Annotated in this window: 17 protein-coding genes; 10 read left to right on the top strand and 7 right to left on the bottom strand. The window is 59.0% G+C overall.

Translation table 11 applies throughout. From position 1 onward, the window contains the following. Positions 1 to 138: 138 nt before the first annotated feature. Positions 139 to 4149 carry a PolC-type DNA polymerase III gene (locus tag OCV80_RS10700; protein WP_119311070.1) on the top strand — a complete coding sequence of 1337 codons (4011 nt, stop codon included), beginning with the start codon at positions 139 to 141 and terminating at the stop codon, positions 4147 to 4149. 95 nt (positions 4150 to 4244) lie between these two features. Here the strand turns inward: OCV80_RS10700 and OCV80_RS10705 are convergent, their stop codons facing one another. The 6 genes from OCV80_RS10705 to OCV80_RS10730 form a co-directional block, all read right to left on the bottom strand. Further along, positions 4245 to 4643 carry a thioesterase family protein gene (locus OCV80_RS10705; RefSeq protein WP_025543991.1) on the bottom strand — a complete coding sequence of 133 codons (399 nt, stop codon included), beginning with the start codon at positions 4641 to 4643 and terminating at the stop codon, positions 4245 to 4247. A gap of 117 nt (positions 4644 to 4760) precedes the next feature. After that, positions 4761 to 5879, bottom strand: coding sequence for an ABC transporter substrate-binding protein (locus tag OCV80_RS10710; protein WP_249390886.1), 1119 nt, complete (start codon positions 5877 to 5879; stop codon positions 4761 to 4763). Between the two features lie 74 nt (positions 5880 to 5953). Further along, complete coding sequence (locus OCV80_RS10715) at positions 5954 to 6784, bottom strand: ABC transporter permease (RefSeq protein WP_051320072.1); 831 nt, start codon at positions 6782 to 6784, stop codon at positions 5954 to 5956. Between the two features lie 32 nt (positions 6785 to 6816). Then, on the bottom strand, positions 6817 to 7698 hold the full coding sequence (locus tag OCV80_RS10720; RefSeq protein WP_025543993.1) for an ABC transporter permease: 882 nt from the start codon (positions 7696 to 7698) through the stop codon (positions 6817 to 6819). Beyond that, entirely contained in the window at positions 7688 to 8872 is a 1185-nt protein-coding gene (locus tag OCV80_RS10725) for an ABC transporter ATP-binding protein (protein WP_119311068.1), read from the bottom strand. Before OCV80_RS10725 ends, OCV80_RS10720 begins: the two co-directional genes overlap by 11 nt. A 164-nt stretch (positions 8873 to 9036) precedes the next feature. Next, the gene (locus OCV80_RS10730) at positions 9037 to 10008 is read right to left on the bottom strand and encodes an RluA family pseudouridine synthase (RefSeq protein ID WP_136890691.1); all 972 of its coding nucleotides are present in this window, start codon (positions 10006 to 10008) and stop codon (positions 9037 to 9039) included. Between the two features lie 106 nt (positions 10009 to 10114). On the opposite strand from OCV80_RS10730, the gene OCV80_RS10735 reads away from it, so the two are divergent. From OCV80_RS10735 to OCV80_RS10765, 7 genes are all read left to right on the top strand, one after another. After that, the gene (locus OCV80_RS10735; protein ID WP_119311066.1) at positions 10115 to 10453 is read left to right on the top strand and encodes a hypothetical protein; all 339 of its coding nucleotides are present in this window, start codon (positions 10115 to 10117) and stop codon (positions 10451 to 10453) included. Further along, positions 10450 to 10920, top strand: coding sequence for a hypothetical protein (locus OCV80_RS10740; protein WP_021751218.1), 471 nt, complete (start codon positions 10450 to 10452; stop codon positions 10918 to 10920). The genes OCV80_RS10735 and OCV80_RS10740 overlap by 4 nt, the downstream gene beginning before the upstream one ends. A 119-nt stretch (positions 10921 to 11039) precedes the next feature. Beyond that, positions 11040 to 11546: a YceD family protein gene (locus tag OCV80_RS10745; protein ID WP_021751217.1), complete on the top strand. Its 507-nt coding sequence runs from the start codon at positions 11040 to 11042 to the stop codon at positions 11544 to 11546. A 51-nt stretch (positions 11547 to 11597) separates the two neighbouring features. Then, on the top strand, positions 11598 to 11792 hold the full coding sequence (rpmF, locus tag OCV80_RS10750) for a 50S ribosomal protein L32 (RefSeq protein WP_025543998.1): 195 nt from the start codon (positions 11598 to 11600) through the stop codon (positions 11790 to 11792). A gap of 156 nt (positions 11793 to 11948) precedes the next feature. After that, positions 11949 to 13274 carry a ribosome biogenesis GTPase Der gene (der, locus tag OCV80_RS10755; RefSeq protein ID WP_025543999.1) on the top strand — a complete coding sequence of 442 codons (1326 nt, stop codon included), beginning with the start codon at positions 11949 to 11951 and terminating at the stop codon, positions 13272 to 13274. A gap of 35 nt (positions 13275 to 13309) precedes the next feature. Beyond that, the gene (gene plsY / locus OCV80_RS10760) at positions 13310 to 13969 is read left to right on the top strand and encodes a glycerol-3-phosphate 1-O-acyltransferase PlsY (RefSeq protein WP_249390753.1); all 660 of its coding nucleotides are present in this window, start codon (positions 13310 to 13312) and stop codon (positions 13967 to 13969) included. A 112-nt stretch (positions 13970 to 14081) separates the two neighbouring features. Beyond that, positions 14082 to 15086: an NAD(P)H-dependent glycerol-3-phosphate dehydrogenase gene (locus OCV80_RS10765; RefSeq protein ID WP_119311064.1), complete on the top strand. Its 1005-nt coding sequence runs from the start codon at positions 14082 to 14084 to the stop codon at positions 15084 to 15086. Between the two features lie 176 nt (positions 15087 to 15262). On the opposite strand, the gene OCV80_RS10770 is transcribed toward OCV80_RS10765, so the two are convergent. Next, positions 15263 to 15946 carry a YjjG family noncanonical pyrimidine nucleotidase gene (locus OCV80_RS10770; RefSeq protein WP_025544000.1) on the bottom strand — a complete coding sequence of 228 codons (684 nt, stop codon included), beginning with the start codon at positions 15944 to 15946 and terminating at the stop codon, positions 15263 to 15265. A gap of 113 nt (positions 15947 to 16059) precedes the next feature. On the opposite strand from OCV80_RS10770, the gene OCV80_RS10775 reads away from it, so the two are divergent. Then, a complete protein-coding gene (locus tag OCV80_RS10775) occupies positions 16060 to 16899 on the top strand; it encodes a dipicolinate synthase subunit DpsA (RefSeq protein ID WP_119311063.1) in 840 nt (279 codons plus the stop codon). Then, positions 16896 to 17471, top strand: a complete 576-nt coding sequence (locus tag OCV80_RS10780; protein ID WP_025544002.1) for a dipicolinate synthase subunit B — start codon at positions 16896 to 16898, stop codon at positions 17469 to 17471. Before OCV80_RS10775 ends, OCV80_RS10780 begins: the two co-directional genes overlap by 4 nt. Positions 17472 to 18037: the final 566 nt, after the last annotated feature.

Below are 18037 nucleotides of genomic sequence, written 5' to 3' on the forward strand. Positions count from 1 at the left end.
AAGTTAGGAATTCGGAATTGTTGTGTTCCGCCTCTGGTGGGACAATGCTCATACGTCCGGCGTTGCCGGACGCCGGAATTCCTCATTCCTAATTTCTGATTTCTCAGCATTTGATTCCTGTTTAACAAGGTGGCGTCTATGTCAAGAGATATACCCTTTTTTGAAATGTTTACTGAGCTGCAGCTCTCCGGAGAGCTGCGGCTTCGTTTGGCCGGCGCAGTGGTGAACGGCGCTTGCATCGACCAGGCCGGCATGTCGCTGGCGCTGCGCCTCACCACCAGGGCGGAGCTGGGAGATGCGGAGCTGGAGGAGCTGAAGCATCTGCTGATGGGCGTATACGGCTTCCGACAGGTGACGACGGAAGTCACCTGCAAGGCTCCTTCTTCCCAGGCCGCAGCCGCAGGGAGCCGCCCGGCTGCTTCGGTCCCGGCGGCCCCCTCCGGCAGTAAGGGCGAGAAGCAGGCCGCAGGCAAGGTCCTGATGGGCAAGCCCATTCGCATCCAGCCGGTGCCCATGAAGATCCTGGACCTGAAGATGGGGAATGCCACCGTGGCGGGGAAGGTGTTCGCCTTCGAGTGCCGGGAGACCCGGCGGCCCGGTATGTGGCGGCTGAGCTTCGACATGACGGACTATACCAACTCCGTCACCGTTCAGAAGAACCTGACGGAGAAGGAGGCTCAGGGACTGGAGAGCGCCATCAAGCCCGGCATGTGGCTGTGCGTCCAGGGCAAGATGGAGCCCACCTGGGACGGGAAGGACATCCAGCTGAACCCCTACCACATCCAGCTGGCGGAGCACACTGAGCGGCAGGATACCGCCCCGGAGAAGCGTGTGGAGCTGCACCTCCACACGAAGATGAGCAATATGGATGCCCTGACGGACACGAAAGAGGTGGTCCAACAGGCTATCCGGTGGGGACATCCCGCCATCGCCATCACGGACCACGGCGTGGCCCAGTCCTTCCCGGACGCTTGGCACGCCGCTGGGGACAAGATCAAGATCCTCTATGGCGTGGAGGGCTACTTTGTCAACAACATCGATGACCGGGTGGTGGTCCACGGCCCTCAGGACTGCTCCCTGGACGGGGAGTTCGTGTGCTTCGACATCGAGACCACGGGCCTCAAGGTGGACCGGGAGGCCATTACGGAGATCGGCGCCGTGGTGCTGAAAAACGGTGAGATTACGGATCGGTTCCAGACCTTCGTCAACCCCAACCGGCGGCTGACGCCGGAGATCATCGGCCTCACCGGCATCACCGATGACATGCTGAAGGACGCCCCTCAACTGAAGGAGGCCCTGGCGGAATTTTTGAAGTTCGTGGACGGCCGCCCCCTGGCGGCCCACAACGCAGAGTTTGACATCGGCTTCATCCGGGCGGGCTGCCGGAAGGTGGGGCTGGACTTCCAGCCCACCTATGTGGACTCCCTGATTCTGGCACAGAACCTGCTGCCGGATCTGGGAAAGTACAAGCTGGACATCGTGGCGGACCGGCTGGAGCTGCCCAACTTCAACCACCACCGGGCCAGCGACGACGCCGCCACCGTGGGCTATATGCTGATCCCCTTCTGGAAGATGCTCCACGAGCGGGGCATCCACACCCTCCAGGCGGTAAACCGCGAGATGGAGAAGCTGCGGCCCCTGGGCAGCAAGACCAACCGCTTCCCCAAGCACATCATTCTGATCGCCCGGAACAAGGTGGGGCTGAAAAACCTGTACCAGATGATCTCCGCCTCCAATCTGAAGTATTTCAAGCGGGTGCCCACCATCCCCAAGAGTCTGCTGCTGGAGCACCGGGAGGGCATCATTGTGGGTTCCGCCTGTGAGGCGGGCGAGCTGTTCCGGGCCGTGGCGGACCACAAGGACTGGGAAGAGCTGAAACGCATCGCCTCTTTCTACGACTATCTGGAGATCCAGCCCCTGTGCAACAACGCCTTCATGTTGCGAAACGGCGACGTCCAGTCGGAGGAGGAGCTGCGGGAGTTCAACCGCACCATCGTCCGGCTGGGAGAGGAGTTGGGCAAGCCTGTCTGCGCCACCGGCGACGTCCACTTCCGGGAGCCGGAGGACGAGGTGTACCGCCACATCCTGCTGGCCTCCAAGAAGTTCCCGGACGCCAACGCCCCGCTGCCCATCTACTTCAAGACCACCGATGAGATGCTGGAGGAGTTCGCTTACCTGGGGAAGGAGAAGGCCTATGAGGTGGTGGTGACCAATACCCAGGCCATCGCCGACCAGGTGGAGACTTTCCCCTTGCTGCCGGAGGAGCTGTTCCCGCCCCGGCTGGAGAACTCCGAGGAGGAGCTGAATTCCCTGGTGTGGAACAAGGTCCATGAGCTGTACGGCGAGGACCCGCCCAAGCTGATTGTGGACCGGCTGAACGTGGAGCTGGGCGGCATTCTGGGCAAGTACGACGTGGTGTACATGTCCGCCCAGAAGCTGGTGCAGCGGTCCCTGGAAAACGGCTACCTGGTGGGCTCCCGAGGCTCCGTAGGCTCGTCCCTGGTGGCCTATATGTCCGGGATCACAGAGGTGAACAGCCTTCCGCCCCACTACCGCTGCCCGAATTGCAAGCATGCGGAGTTCATTCAGGACGGCTCCTACGGCTGCGGCGCGGACATGCCGGACAAGATCTGCCCGGTGTGCGGCACAGAATACATCAAAGACGGCTTCGACATCCCCTTTGAAACCTTCCTGGGCTTCGGCGGCGGCAAGGTGCCGGATATCGACCTGAACTTCTCCGGTGAGTATCAGGCCCGGGCCCACCGCCACGCCATCGAGATGTTCGGAGAGACCCAGGTGTTCCGGGCCGGTACCATCGGTACACTGGCGGAGAAGACCGCTTACGGCTTCGTGAAAAAATACCTGGAGGAGAACGGCATGACTGTGGGCCGGGCAGAGGAGAATCGCCTGACCCTGGGCTGCGTGGGCACCCGCCGGACCACCGGTCAGCACCCCGGCGGCCTGGTGGTCGTTCCCGACGATATGGACATGGAGGACTTCTGCCCGGTCCAGCACCCGGCGGACGCCGACGACTCCGACACCATCACCACTCATTTTGAATACCACTCTATGGAGGCAAACCTCCTGAAGCTGGACATGCTGGGACACGATGACCCCACCATGGTCCGCATGATGGAGGATCTGACCGGTGTCAACGCCCGCCAGATTCCCCTGGATGACCCGGACACCATGTCCATCTTCACCTCCAGCAAAGTGCTGGGATACGAGAACGACGAGATTCTGGGCCCCACCGGCGCCGTGGCGATCCCGGAGTTCAACACCCGATTCACCCGGCAGATGCTGGTGGATACCCAGCCCAAGGACTTCAACACGTTGGTACGGCTCTCCGGCTTCTCCCACGGGACAGACGTGTGGCTGGGCAACGCCCGGGAGCTGATCGTCAGCGGCACCGCCTCCGTTCTGGAGACGGTGGGCTGCCGGGACGATATCATGCTGTACCTGATCTCCAAGGGCCTGGACCCCAAGATGAGCTTCAAGATCATGGAGAAGGTCCGCAAGGGCAAGGTGAAGAAGGGCGGCTTTGACGAGGGCTGGGTGGAGGCCATGCGGGACCACGACGTGCCGGAGTGGTACATCGACTCCCTGGCCAAGATCGGCTACCTGTTCCCCAAGGCCCACGCGGTGGCCTACGTGATGATGGCCTTCCGCATCGCCTGGTTCAAGGTCCATGAGCCCCTGGCATTCTATGCAACCTTTTTCTCCGTCCGGGCCAAGGCCTTTGATGCGGAGTACTGCTGTGCCGGAAAGGATGCGGTGAAGCGGAAGATCCGGGAGATCGAGAACAACAAGGACGCCACGGCGGTGGAGCAGAACCTGCTGACCACCCTGGAGGTGTGCTATGAGTTCTACCTGCGGGGCTTCCACTTCGACACGATCAACATTTATGAGTCCGATGCCACCAAGTTCAAAGTGACGGAGAACGGTCTGCTGCCGCCCTTCACAACGGTCCACGGCCTGGGAGAGGCGGCGGCCATCGACACAGTGGAGAAGCGGAATGGGAAGGAGTTCGTCTCCGTTGAGGAGTTCGCCATGTGCTGCAACAAGCTGTCCAAGACCCATATTGAGCAGCTGAAGGCGCTGGGAGCCTTCGCCGGGATGGCGGAGACCAGCCAGCTGACGCTGTTTTGATCCCCGTGGGAGCGATTTCCCCACGGCACCGCGATAGCAGAAGAAAAGGGAGGACCCATTCCGGGTCCTCCCTTGTTTTGTCCATGTGGAAAGAATTACTTCTTCTCCAGCTTGGCATTGCATTTTGCCAGAAATTTTTCGTTCTTGACGATGGCCCGGGTGTGGGTGCCGCTGCCGATGGGGCCGCTCTCATCCCAGGCTTTCACAGCGAAGTCCACCATTTTGCCGTTTTCCGAAACGGCGGTGATCTCTGCCTCCGCCCACACCTTCATGCCGATGGGAGTGGGAGCGTCGTGGGAGATGTCCAGATGGGTGCCCACACTGCCCTGGCCCTCCTCCAGAAAGCTCTGCAGACAGGTCATGGCGGCATTTTCCATCAGGGCGGACATATAGGGCGTGCCGAACACCGGCAGGGCACCGGAACCCACGTTAGCGGCGGTAAGGGCGTCCGTAACAGTTTGCTCCAGGCGGCATTTTGTTCCAATCAAAATCATGAGAGGATTCCTCCTTGGTAAAATATCTTCCGCCTTTCCAGTGTACAGGAAAGCAGTGGAATGCGCAAGGGAAAAAGAAGCGGCACCGGGTAGTGTTCCGGTGCCGCATTTTACAGCTCAGATACCGAGTTGCGTCCAGAGGTCGTTATAGAGGGTGCGCGTCTCAGCAGGGAGGACCAAGTAGGCCTCACACCGGTCCAGCACCTCCTGGGAGGGGGCCATGATCTCATAGAGAGCGGGATCCAGGGGCTCTCCGTAGGTCTCCTCATAGTAGGCAGGATAGGTCTCCAGCGCCTCAGCGTTGGGAGAGGCGTACCAGATATAGTCCATATTCCGCAGGTTTGCCTCAGTGGAGGCCATAAAGTTGATCCAGGCCTCCGCCTCCTCCTTGTGCTGGGAGGTTTTGAGAACGCACATGGCGTCCACGAACCAGTTGCTGCCCTCCTCGGGCACTACATAGGCGAGATCTTCGTTGTTTTCCAGCATGCTCAGATAGTCACCGGCATAGTAGGTGGCAATGGCGGCGTTGCCGCCCTCCATCTTCTGAAACACCTCGTCCATGACCTTTCCCTGATACACCCCGTTCTTTACGGCGTCGGCGATGAGCTGGTAAGCCTCCTGAATCTCCGCTTCGTCAGTGGTATTCACAGAGTACCCCAGGTACAACAGGGCGATGCCCAGAGCATCCCGGGAGTTGTTGATAAGCAGCACGTTCCCGGCGTACTGGGGATCGAACATGGCGCTCCAGCTGGTAATGGGCTCCTGCACCTTGGCGGTGTTGGAGATGATGCCCAGAGTGCCCCAGGTGTAGGGCACGGTGTACTTGTTCTCCGGATCGTAGGACAGATTCTTGAAGCGGTCGTCGATCTTCTCAAAATTGGGGATGTTATCATAATTGAGCTCGGCCAGCATATCCTCTTCGATCAGCTGGGAGATCATGTAGTCGGAGGGGACGATGACGTCATAGTCCACGCCGCCCATGCTCAGCTGGGAATAGAGGACCTCGTTGCTCTCTGCGGTCTGGTAGTTGACTTTGATGCCGGTCTCTTCTTCAAATTGGTCGATCAGGGACTCGTCGATATATTCACCCCAGCTGCACACGTTGACCACACGGTCCCCGCTGCCGCTGCCGTTACTGCTGCCGGAATTTTCCGAGTCAGAGGTGTCCTTGCGCACGGAGCATCCGGACAGGAACAGGCTCGCCGCCATCAGTAAGGCGAGAGTCAAGGCTACCATTTTTTTCAATTGATCATTCCTCCAGTGTTGATTTGAATGCGTATCTCAAGACCCGCAGGCCGTGGGACCGATAGTCATGCGCGGGCTCGCTCCCGCAGGCGCTCCTGCCGGGATTCCCGGACATTGATGATGATGAGCAGCAGCAGCACAGCGCCGAAGAGCAGCGTGGAAATGGCATTGATCTCCGGGCTGACCCGCTTTTTCGTCATGGAATAGATGGTCATGGCCAAAGTGGACACGCCGGAACCGGCGGTGAAGTAACTGATGATGAAATCGTCGATGCTCATGGTGAAGGCGATCAGTGCGCCGGAGATGATGCCGGGCTTGATCTCCGGGATAATGACCTTCCAGAAGGCCTGCATCCAGGTGCAGCCCAGGTCTTGGGCCGCGTCCACTAGGTTTTTGTCCATCTGGCGCAGCTTGGGCATCACTGTCAGGATAACGTGGGGGATGTTGAAGGTCACATGGGCCAGCAGCAGTGTACCGAAGCCAAGATAGATGTTCTCCTCCATCCAGAAGGTATCCTGCGCCTGGTTGAACCAGACGGCAAAGGCCTTCCACAGGCCGAAAAAGGCCACGAACAACAGACACATGGAGACGCCGGTGACGATCTCCGCATTCATGACGGGAATGTTGTTCACCGTCATCAGGGGCGTGCGCCACCGCCGCCGCATACTGGCCAGGCCAATGGCTGCAAAGGTGCCCGCCACAGTGGCAATCAGCGTGGAAAGCACGGATACCAGCAGCGTGGTATAGACACTCTGCATAATGAGGCGGTTCTGGAACAGCTCCGCATACCAGTGCAGGGAGAAGCCCTTCCACACCGCGCTGCTGTTGCCGGCATTGAAGGAGAAGATGATGAGAATGAAAATCGGCGCATACAGGAATACGAATACCAACGCCATGAAGATGCGGTTTCCCAGCAGATGCTTCCGTTTCACAGCATCACCGCCTGTTCCTCACCGTCGCCGAAACGGTTCATCACCAGCATACACACCACCACAATGGCCATCATCACAAGCGCGATAGCCGCCCCGAGCTGGGGATTATAGGCCCCGCCCAGGAACTGCTGTTCGATCAGGTCGCCCAGCATCATCTGGGTGCCGCCGCCCAGCAGACGGGAGATGGCGAAGGTGGACACGGAGGGCACGAACACCATGGTGATGCCGGAGAGCACCCCCGGCAAAGACAGGGGCAGGATGACCTTGCGGAACACCTGCACGCTGCTGGCGCCTAGGTCCCGGGCCGCTTCAATGAGGGAATGGTCCAGCTTTACCAGCACGGAGTAGATGGGCAGGATCATGAAGGGCAGGTAGTTGTACACCATACCCAGCACTACGGCGCCCTGGGTACCGATCATCTGGAAGTGATCGATGGGGACATACGCGGCGGGATCAGATGCAAAGTGCATAGCGATCTGGTTGTAAAGGTCGATCAGGCCGATCTGCTGAAACAGCTGGTTCAAAAGTCCGTTGTTCTCCAGAATGGACATCCAGGAATAGGTCCGCAGCAGAAAATTCATCCACATGGGCAGCATGATGAGCACCATAGCGATGCGCTGCACCTGCGGCCCCTCCTTGGAGAGCATATAGGATACCGGGTATCCGATCAGCAGAGCGATCAGTGTGGCGATGATGGCCAGCTTAAACGAGCGGGTGAACACTGCTGTATAGGTACCCATGCGGGCGAAGTTCTCCAGCGTGAAGTCCCCGGCGGCGGTGCTGAAGGCATAGACCACCATAATGATGATGGGCGCCACCACGAAGATGGACATCCATCCCACATAGGGAACGGCGAACAATGAGAGCTTATTTTTCATCCTCGCTCTCCTCCTCATCCGCCTCCCAGTTGGCGTCGCTCATCTCCTCATATTCTTCCGAGAAGGAGGAGTAATCGCCGAACATCCCGGAATACGGACTCTTTTTCATAATGTGGATGCCGTCGGGATCGATCTTGATGCCGATCCGGGCGCCCACGGGGGAATGGTCTGTGGTTTGGATAAGCCATTTGAAGCCCCGGAAATCCACGATGATGTCGTACTGCATCCCCTTGAAGGTGACAGAGGTGACAGTCCCCACCAGTTGTCCCTGCTCCATGGGGACGATGTCGATGTCCTCGGGCCGGATGACCACGTCCACCGGCTCGTTCTCAGCAAAGCCGCCGTCCAGGCAGGGAAACTCCCGGCCGTACATCTTCACCAGCTTGTCCCGGACCATGACGCCGTCAATGATGTTGGACTCACCGATGAAGTCCGCCACAAAGGCGTTCTTGGGCTCGTTATAGATATCCTCCGGCGTGCCGATCTGCTGGATGCAGCCCTTGTCCATCACTACGATGGTGTCGGACATGGTCAGGGCCTCCTCCTGGTCGTGGGTGACGTAGATGAAGGTGATGCCCACCTGCTGCTGGATTTTCTTCAGCTCCAGCTGCATGTCCTTGCGGAGCTTTAGATCCAGAGCGCCCAGGGGCTCGTCCAGCAGCAGCACCTTGGGCCGGTTTACCAGGGCCCGGGCGATGGCCACCCGCTGCTGCTGGCCGCCGGACAGGGCGTCCGGCTTGCGGTTTTCAAAGCCCTTCAGGCTGACAACCTCCAGCATTTCCAGCACACGCTGACGGATCTCCGTCTCCGGGATCTTTACCCGGCGCTTGCCGGAGGGATCCTTCGGGTCCGGCCGCTTCTGCATCCGCAGGCCGAAGGCCACGTTCTCAAACACATTCATGTGGGGAAACAGGGCGTATTTCTGGAACACCGTGTTGATCTGCCGCCGATAGGGCGGAACGTCATTAATCCTCACACCGTCGAACAGGACGTCTCCCGACACAGGGGTCGTGAAGCCGCCAATAATACGCAGCGTTGTGGTCTTGCCGCAGCCGCTGGGTCCAAGCAGTGTGAGGAATTCTTTGTCGTTGATATAGAGGTTTAAATCGTTGAGAACCACTTCGTCGTCAAACGCCATACGGATGTTCCGCAGACGAATCAACTCTTTGGACATGTATCCTCCCCCATTTCATAATAATTTTGATTACAATGAAACGCCTCTTTTCTCTGTTGAGGGGGAACCTTTCTCGTCGAAATTCAGCAATAACAAACTATATCCGATGTGTGGCGAAAAGTCAAGCAAAATCAAAGATTTCGCCGGGGTTTTACGGGAATTTTTTAAGGAGTTTCCGGCGCGGGAAAATACTTGTCCCGGAAGGGCACATCCGCCACGGTGAAGACCCTGCCCCGCAGGTAATTCAGCGCCCCGGCGTCCGTGGGGAAAGGGAAGGCCAGCTGGTAGGAATACAGGGCCTGCCGGGTCTCGCCGTAGCGGCGGTTCACATCCCCCCGGCCGTACTTGCCGTCCCCCAGCAGGGGACAGCCGATCTCCGCCATGGACACCCGGATCTGGTGGGTCCGGCCGGTGAGCAGCCGACACTCTACCAAAGACAGCGGGCCCCGGGTCTCCAGAGTCCGGTACAGGGTCACGGCAGTCTTTCCGCCGGGAATGGGACGGCGATAGAAAGCCACCTGCTTTTTCGCCTCATCTTTTAAAAGAAAGCCCGCAATCTTCCCCTCCACTGGCTTGGGGCGGCCTACGGTGATGCAGAGATAAGACTTCTCCACCTCATGGTTTTTGATCTTCTCATTTATGATCCGCAGGGTCTCCGCGTTCTTGGCGGCAATGACAATGCCGCCGGTGTTCCGGTCGATCCGGTTGCACAGGGCGGGCGCAAAGGCGTTCTCCCATTTGGGATTCCACTCTTTTTTCTGGTACAGGTAGGCCTGAATGTGGTTGATGAGGGTGTTGACCTTCTCCGTCTCATCGGCGTGGACCACCAGCCCCGGCCGCTTGTTCACCAGCAGCAGATTCTCGTCTTCGTACACGATGTCCAGCTGGGGACGGAACACGGTGAGAAAGATGTTTTCCTCAGAGGGCTTGTCAAAGAACTCGTCGTTGATATATAATTGTAAAATATCGCCGGACTCCAGCCGTGTGTCCCGCTTGGCACCCCTGCCGTTGACTTTGATCCGCTTGAGGCGGATGTATTTCTGCAGCAGGGTGGGGGGCAGCAGGGGCAGGCTTTTGGCCACAAAGCGGTCCAGCCGCTGTCCGGCGTCGTTTTTTCCAATGGTGAGTTCCCGCATGGCATCCTCCGATGGGCAAGTATTTGATGCTACCATCATACCTGTTTGCCGGGCGCTTGTAAAGCGGGGAGAGAATTTTTTGAATCGGTTAGGAGAAACTGGACGTATGGCGCAGCATGACGGAAACAAACAGCGGGGCTGGGTGAACTATTTCCGGGTCTTGGCAGGGGGCTACCTGCTGTATCTGGCCTACCAGCTGATGAAGGGCATCTGGGACGGGACCGCCGAAACCGTGGCTCTGAACGCGGCGGCGGGCGCAGTGTTCGCCGCGGCAGGGGCGATGGTGCTTTGGCGGGAGTGGAAGGCGTACCAGTACGCCAAGGCTCACAAGGACGACCCGGATAGCTGGAGCCAGGACGACGCCCTGCCGGAGCAGAAGCGTCCGGCGACACCTGCAGAACAGGTCGGACCCGAAGCGGACCAGAAGGGACGGGACGAGGAATGAAGCTGGAAGAGCTCTGCGCCGCCGTGCAGGAGGCGCGCTATTACAACGAGCGGTTCACCCGCCGGGAGTACACCAGCGCCTTCCGGACCTACACGGAGCGATTCGGACCACTGTACATGGAGGCCGTCCGGGAGACGGCGGAGGACCCTGACGGCCGCCGGGTACTGGCGGAGCAGCTGCTGGACCTGCTGGAGGCAGGGTGGAAACGCCAGCGCCCCTGGAACCGGACCATGGTCCAGGCCCGGGAAAAGCAGATGCTGGTGACGTATCTTTCCCCCATGCTGCTGGGACTGGAGGAGCCCCTGTGCCAAGAGCTGGCGGAGCGGCTGCGGGACGGCTGGAACACCCGCCGGCCCAAGGACATCTACAACATCACCACCTATGCCCGGCTGCAGGAGGGCTTCCGCAATGTGATCCTGGGCATCGACATCACCGGCTGGCAGAAGCGTCGGGAAGAGGAGAGCTGAACAGAGCGCCTGCCCGGAAACGAAAAAATTTGCCCGGAAACGGCAAAAACATGAAAAAATTGTTTGACAACCGGGCACACATCCCTTATAATACTATTCGTGTCATTACGAGGTAGCTTATGCGTTTTGATGTAAGACCCATACTGCATGCCCCTGGCAAGCGCCTGACGTTCCAGTTTTCTCTGGACTTGTCCGACGTGGAATTTGCCGGACGGCATCCCATCAGCCGCCCTGTGGAGGTGGAGGGCGCGGTGAGCAACACCGCGGATCTCCTGGAGCTGGAGCTGACGGCCCGGACCACGCTGGACGCGGTCTGCGACCGGTGCGGCAAGGCGTTTCTTCAGGACAAGACCGTTCCCTTTCGCTGCCTATTGGCGGAAGAGCTCCAGAACGAGGACAACGACGAGATCGTCCTGCTGGAGGATGGGGAAGTGGATGTGGGCGATCTGGCCCGCACGGCGTTCATCCTTGGAATGGACACCAAGACATTGTGTTCGGAAGATTGCAAAGGACTGTGCCCCCGGTGCGGTGCCGACCTGAACCTCGGCCCCTGCTCCTGCGGGAAGGAGACGGATCCCCGTCTGGCGGTCCTGGCAAAGCTTTTAGAGAACAGAGAGAACGAATGAATAAGGCCGGGGGCGACTCCGTTGCCTTTGAAAGATCAAGGAGGTGTCACAATGGCAGTACCTAAGGGAAAAGTATCCAAAGCTAGACGCGACAAGCGCCGCAGCTCCCACTGGAAGCTGGCGGCTCCCGGCCTCGTCAAATGCCCGAAATGCGGTGCGCTGCACCTGCCTCACAGAATGTGCCAGGAGTGCGGTACTTACAACGGCCGCGAGGTCAAGGTTGTCAAGTCCGTGGTGGCGAAATAAGACGTGCCCTGTGGATCGGGAGGGAAGAGCAACATCTTCCCTCCTTTTTCTGCGTCCATACTGTGTAAAAATCGGAGGACGTCTTGCCATTTCGCCGGTCACTGGGTATAATATGACCATGTATGTCTGCTTGATAAAGAAGGGAAGTGAGCGCCGGTGAAACCCATCGTCGCCATCGTGGGCCGGCCCAATGTGGGCAAGTCCATGCTGTTCAACAAACTCATTGGAAAGCGCCTCTCCATTGTGGAGGACACCCCGGGCGTCACCCGGGACCGCATCTATGGGGAGACGGACTGGAACGGCCGGTCCTTCACCCTTATCGACACCGGCGGTATCGAGCCCCGGACCGACGACCAGATCCTGTCCTTCATGCGGGATCAGGCCCAGATCGCCATCGAGAACGCCACTGTCATCATCTTTCTGACGGATGTCCGCACGGGCCTCACCGCCTCTGACCAGGAGGTGGCCAACATGCTGCTGCGCAGCGGCAAGCCCATCGTGCTGGCAGTGAACAAAATGGACTCCACTGGTGTCCCGGACCCGGACTTTTATGAGTTCTACAACCTGGGACTGGGGGATCCCATCGCTGTCTCGGCTGTCCATGGCCACGGCACCGGCGACCTGCTGGACGCCTGTCTCCAGTACTTCCCCCCAGAGGAGGACGAAGAGGAGGAGGACGACGCCATCAAGGTGGCTGTTATCGGCAAGCCCAACGCCGGCAAGTCCTCCCTGGTGAACAAGATCCTGGGGGAGGAGCGGGTCATCGTCTCCAACGTGGCCGGCACCACCCGAGACGCCATCGACTCCTACTTTGAAAACGATCAGGGCAGGTTCGTCTTCATTGACACCGCCGGCATCCGCCGCAAGTCCAAGGTGGAGGAGGACATCGAGAAGTACTCCGTTCTCCGGGCCACCCTGGCCATTGAGCGCAGCGACGTGTGCCTGATCCTGATCGACGCCACCGAAGGCGTCACCGAGCAGGACACCAAGGTGGCGGGCTTGGCCCACGAAGCCGGGAAGGCCAGCATCATCGTGGTCAACAAGTGGGATCTGATCGAAAAGGACGGCAAGACCATGGACAAGATGCGGGAAGAGGTCCGCAACGGCCTGGCCTTCATGACCTATGCCCCCATCCTGTTCATCTCAGCCAAGACCGGCCAGCGGGTGGACCGGCTGTTCGAGCTGATCGACTATGTCTCCAACCAGGCCAGCACCCGGATCACCACCGGTATGCTGAACAGCGTCCTGGCGGATGCCCAGACACGGGTTCAGCCCCCCTCCGACAAGGGCCGCCGGTTGAAGATCTACTACATGACCCAGGTGGGCATCCGGCCACCCCACTTTGTGGTGTTCTGCAACGACAGCCGCCTGTTCCACTTCTCCTACCAGCGGTATCTGGAGAACTGCCTGCGGAACACCTTTGGCCTGGAGGGCACGCCTATCACCCTCTCCATCCGCCAGCGGGGCGAGAAGGAGGGGTGAGAATGGGCGCAGTGGTATGGTTTCTCATTTCCCGGATGGAACTGTGGCTGGTGGCTGCGATCGCCTACTTCTGCGGCTGTTTCAATGGGGCGGTCATTATTTCTAAATACATCCTGCGAGACGATGTTCGCAGGCATGGCAGCGGCAATGCAGGATTAACCAATTTTTACCGTACCTTTGGTGGACCGCTGACTTTTGTGGTAATCTTATGTGATGTCCTCAAAGCCGTAATAGCGGTTCTGATCGCGGCTCACATCGGCGGCGGGTTTGATCCCAGGATGATGCCGGATATGCCGCTGAGTACGGAGATGACGGTCTATTATGTGGTCTTGTTCAAATACTGGGCTGCCCTGTTCTGTCTGCTGGGTCACATGTTTCCCTGCATGTTCCACTTCAAGGGCGGCAAGGGCATCCTCTCCGGCGGCACCATCGTCTGGATGATCGACTGGCGGATCGGCCTGGTGGTCTGGGTGGGATTTCTGCTCTTATTCCTGCTGACGAAGTATGTATCTCTGGGATCTGTCTGGGCTGGGGCCAGCTTCCCTTTTGCCACTTGGTATTTCTATCCGGATCCGGTCATCGTGCTCCTGGCGTTTCTCCTGGGAGCCTTGATTTTGTGGAAGCACCGGAGCAACATCGTCCGCCTTATCCATGGCAACGAGAATAAATTCAGCGTACACCGCAAAAAAAATTAGGAATGCGGCATGGTGCGGTCCGGCAGAGCCGGACAAAATGGAATTGTTTCGCCATAGGCGGAACAGCTCGATTTCTAACTCCGGATTCCTAATTTGAGGGGGAGGAATACAGATGAAAACAGTTGTATTGGGCTCCGGCGGCTGGGGCACGGCCCTCAGCCAGATCCTGTGCGACAACGGACACGAGACCTATCTCTGGTCCCACAGCCCCGCCAAGGCGGCGGAGATGGCCCGGACCCGGGAGAACCCGCTTTTGCAGGGCGTCCATCTGCCGGAATCCCTCCACATCACCGGGGATTTGGACTGCTTGAAGGGCGCCGACCTGGTGGTCAGCGCACCGCCCTCCTTCGCCGTGCGGGAGACAGCAAAAAAAATGGCCCCGTATCTCACGGAGAAGACTGTGGTGGTGTCCGTTTCCAAGGGGATTGAGCGGGACACAAATCTGCGTCTCAGCCAAGTGATCCAGGAGGAGACGGAGAATATCTGTAAAGTAGCAGTTCTTTCTGGCCCTTCCCATGCAGAGGAGGTGGGGATCCGCCTGCCTACCGGCTGCGTGGCCGCCTGCTTGGATGTGGATGCGGCGCGTTTTGTGCAGGACGCCTTCATGAACGACTACTTCCGGGTGTACACCAGCGGCGACGTCGTGGGCGTGGAGCTGGCGGCGGCGCTGAAGAACGTCATTGCCCTCAGCTGCGGTGTGTGCGACGGTCTGGGCTATCAGGACAATACCAAAGCCCTGCTGATGACCCGGGCTATGGCGGAGATTACCCGCTTGGGGGAGAAGCTGGGGGGCTCCCGGCAGACCTTCGGCGGCTTGGCCGGTATGGGGGATCTGATCGTGACCTGCACCTCCATGCACTCCCGGAATCGCCGGGCGGGCATCCTCATTGGCCAAGGCAAAACGCCCCGGGAGGCCATGGAGGAAGTAGGCGCCGTGGTGGAGGGATACTTCGCCGCGGAGAGCATTCACCAGCTCAGTGAGCGGGTAGGCGTGGAAATGCCCATCAGCCGCTGTGCCTACGAAGTCCTCTATCAGGGCAAGCAGATCCGGGGCGTGGTAGCGGAGCTGATGACCCGGGCCAAGAAGGATGAACTGCTGGAGACGGCGTGGCTGTGAGGGGGGCACCCGGCCATGCGCGTTCCTGCGCAGAGAGAAAGGGTAAGAGACCGGAGGGATCCGGTCTCTTATTGTTTCTGATCGCGACTCTCAGTTTTGAAGATGAAATGATCCCGGTGAGGCATCTTGGAGGGCACTCACCGGGATTTTTCAGATTCAAACAGGAAAGCGTACTCTCAGACAATATCCAGCAGCTCCCGCAGGTCCCGGATCTCATAGTCGATCCGCAGGTCCTCTGGCCGGGCCTTTCCAGCAGGATTGTACCAGCAGCAGGGAAGTCCGGCATTGTTGGCGCCCTGGATGTCTGTGGAGAGGGAGTCTCCGATCACGAGACCGTTCTCCGGCGTCAGGCCGGGTATGCGGGAGCGGACATAGGCATAATAAGCCGGGTCCGGCTTGGAGGCTCCGGCGTCCTCGGAAATAAAGGCGTCCGTGATGAGAGCTGCGAACACACTGCCCTGCAGGCGGCTGCGCTGGACGGAGGCCACAGCGTTGGTGACAATGTACAGCTTGTGCCCCCGGCGGACCAGTTCCCGGCAGACCGCCTCCGCGTGAGGCAGGGGATAGACCCCGGCACCCAGGGCAGTGAGGTAATCCCGGTTGCACTTGTCTGGGTCCCGCGGCAGCTTCAACGCCTGAAAAAAGCGCACAAAACGCTCCAACGTCACATAGTCCTTGGAGACCTCTCCCCGGTCAAAGGCTGCCCACAGCTCCTGGTTGATCCGGTGGTAGAGGGCGCGGGTATCCAGCGTATCCGGAACGCCGTTGCTCCGGCACATGGCAGAAAAGGCACGGGCCGCGGCTTTTGGAAAGTCGAACAGGGTGTCATCCGCGTCAAAGAGCAGATAGGGAAATTTCATGGTGAGAACTCCTTTCGGGAGAGTTTGACCACATGTATCGTATCACATCCAAACAGGAAAGGCAATCACCGCCGCCCCCGCCGTGCATACCATGGCTTGAGGGGGAATGCCGGATGAACAAGACCTTTGGCGTGATCGGCGGAGATCGGCGGCAGGCAGAGCTTGCACGGCTGCTGGCGGAGGAAGGGCGCACGGTCTGGACCAGCGGAGTGGCCGGATGCCCGGATCTGCCTGCGCAGGCAGCGGCCGCGGACGTGGTGATCCTTCCGCTGCCGCTCTGCCGGGAGGACGGGATACTAAACAGTGAGACGGAGGATCTGCCCACCAGTGCGCTGTTCCGCCGTTTCAGTCCCGGCCAGCTGTTGCTGGCAGGGCAGGTTCGTCCCGCCCAGCAGATAGAGGCTGAGAACTGCGGGCTGACGCTGGTGGACTACTTCCAGCGGGAAGAGCTGACCGTTGCCAACGCGGCGGCCACGGCGGAGTCGGCCCTCCAGATCGCTATGGAGCATCTGGACCGGACGCTCCTGGGGATGGAGTGTTTGGTGCTGGGCTTCGGGCGGATCGGAAAGCTGCTGGCCTATCGGCTTCATGGGCTGGGCGCCCATGTTACAGTCACTGCCAGAAAACCGTCGGACCTGGCTTGGATCCGTGCCTATGGCTGGCAGGCGCTGGAGACCGGACGCCTCGATGGTGCGCTGTGTGACTTCGGCGCCGTGTTCAACACGGTCCCCTCGCCCGTCCTGGGCCACCTGCTGCTGGCGCAGCTGCCGAAGGGCTGCCTGTGTGTGGAGCTGGCCTCCGTCCAGGGCATCGACCTAGCTGCTGCAGAGGAGCTGGGACTGCCCCACGTATGGGCCCGCTCCCTGCCGGGGCGGATGGTGCCTGCCGCAGCGGCGGTGGCTATCCGGGACGCAGTCGACTACATTTTAAAAGAACGAGGTGACCCTGTGTGAGAAAAGAACGGGTCGGATTTGCGATGTGCGGCTCCTTCTGCACCCATGAAAAGGTGCTGGCGGAGCTGGAGAAGCTGGTGCAGCTGTATGAGACAGTCATCCCTATCGCGTCGGAGATCTCCGCCTTCACGGATACCCGCTTCGGGACCTCTGATGACCTGATGGAGCGGTTGGAGGATTTGACAGGGCATGAGGTGCTTTGTGACATCCCGTCTGTGGAGCCCATCGGTCCCAAGGGGCTGCTGGATGTTCTGGTGATCGCCCCGGCTACGGGGAATACCATAGCCAAGCTGGCGGCGGGCATCACGGATACGGCGGTTACGATGGCGGCCAAGGCCCATCTGCGGAACGGGAGGCCGGTGGTGATTGCCATGGCCAGCAACGACGGCCTGGCGGCTGGCGCCCGGAATATCGGGGAACTGCTGGTGCGGAAGAACTACTATTTCGTTCCCTTCGGGCAGGACAACGCCCGGGCGAAACCCAGTTCCCTGGTGGCGGACTTCTCCAAAATCCCGGAGACGGTGGAAGCCGCTCTGCGAGGCGAACAGATACAGCCGCTGCTGCTGCGATGAGGGAAGAGACGCGGGAATCAAACCCGCGTCTCTTTTTCGCAGCTTTATTTAAACTGGATAAAATCGACAAAAGAAGCGTGTTAAATCAATATTAACAATAAGTATAACTTATGATAGAAGGAGTCTCATCAGTTTGAGTACTTATTAAGCACGAAAAAGAAGGTGAATCCGGAAAACAAGAGAAAAAAATGAACAAAAGCAGAAGAAGAGGGTTGACTTTTCTGGCAAGCTCTGGTATTCTAACTAAGCTGTCGGGCGTGAGAGTGAAACACCAAAACGCAGAGCTTCAAGAAAAAACTTGAAAAAATGTGTTGACAAAGTAAGAACTTTGTGGTAAAGTAAATCTCACCGCCGGGAACGGCGTGCACCTTGTAAATTAAACAACGTAACGAAAAGGAAGCACCAGAAGGCGAGCTCATTTAGATGAGTTTGCCAAAGGACAAAGCCGTCTCACTGGGTTGAGTCAATTACCGGTGGGATGGAGAAATGAAGCTATGACAAATAGCTCTATGAAGGTTTGAACGGACTACGGTTCGTTTAGATACCATTTTATAGAGAGTTTGATC

This window comes from Oscillibacter acetigenes (assembly GCF_025567605.1).
In the GTDB taxonomy this organism is placed as follows: Bacteria; Bacillota; Clostridia; order Oscillospirales; family Oscillospiraceae; genus Oscillibacter; species Oscillibacter welbionis.

Coding starts and splice junctions, on each gene's coding strand:
- OCV80_RS10700 (WP_119311070.1), top strand. CDS start 139: ATGTCAAGAGATATACCCTTTTTTGAAATGTTTACTGAGCTGCAGCTC.
- OCV80_RS10705 (WP_025543991.1), bottom strand. CDS start 4,643: ATGATTTTGATTGGAACAAAATGCCGCCTGGAGCAAACTGTTACGGAC.
- OCV80_RS10710 (WP_249390886.1), bottom strand. CDS start 5,879: ATGGTAGCCTTGACTCTCGCCTTACTGATGGCGGCGAGCCTGTTCCTG.
- OCV80_RS10715 (WP_051320072.1), bottom strand. CDS start 6,784: ATGGCGTTGGTATTCGTATTCCTGTATGCGCCGATTTTCATTCTCATC.
- OCV80_RS10720 (WP_025543993.1), bottom strand. CDS start 7,698: ATGAAAAATAAGCTCTCATTGTTCGCCGTTCCCTATGTGGGATGGATG.
- OCV80_RS10725 (WP_119311068.1), bottom strand. CDS start 8,872: ATGTCCAAAGAGTTGATTCGTCTGCGGAACATCCGTATGGCGTTTGAC.
- OCV80_RS10730 (WP_136890691.1), bottom strand. CDS start 10,008: ATGCGGGAACTCACCATTGGAAAAAACGACGCCGGACAGCGGCTGGAC.
- OCV80_RS10735 (WP_119311066.1), top strand. CDS start 10,115: ATGGCGCAGCATGACGGAAACAAACAGCGGGGCTGGGTGAACTATTTC.
- OCV80_RS10740 (WP_021751218.1), top strand. CDS start 10,450: ATGAAGCTGGAAGAGCTCTGCGCCGCCGTGCAGGAGGCGCGCTATTAC.
- OCV80_RS10745 (WP_021751217.1), top strand. CDS start 11,040: ATGCGTTTTGATGTAAGACCCATACTGCATGCCCCTGGCAAGCGCCTG.
- rpmF (WP_025543998.1), top strand. CDS start 11,598: ATGGCAGTACCTAAGGGAAAAGTATCCAAAGCTAGACGCGACAAGCGC.
- plsY (WP_249390753.1), top strand. CDS start 13,310: ATGGAACTGTGGCTGGTGGCTGCGATCGCCTACTTCTGCGGCTGTTTC.
- OCV80_RS10765 (WP_119311064.1), top strand. CDS start 14,082: ATGAAAACAGTTGTATTGGGCTCCGGCGGCTGGGGCACGGCCCTCAGC.
- OCV80_RS10770 (WP_025544000.1), bottom strand. CDS start 15,946: ATGAAATTTCCCTATCTGCTCTTTGACGCGGATGACACCCTGTTCGAC.
- OCV80_RS10775 (WP_119311063.1), top strand. CDS start 16,060: ATGAACAAGACCTTTGGCGTGATCGGCGGAGATCGGCGGCAGGCAGAG.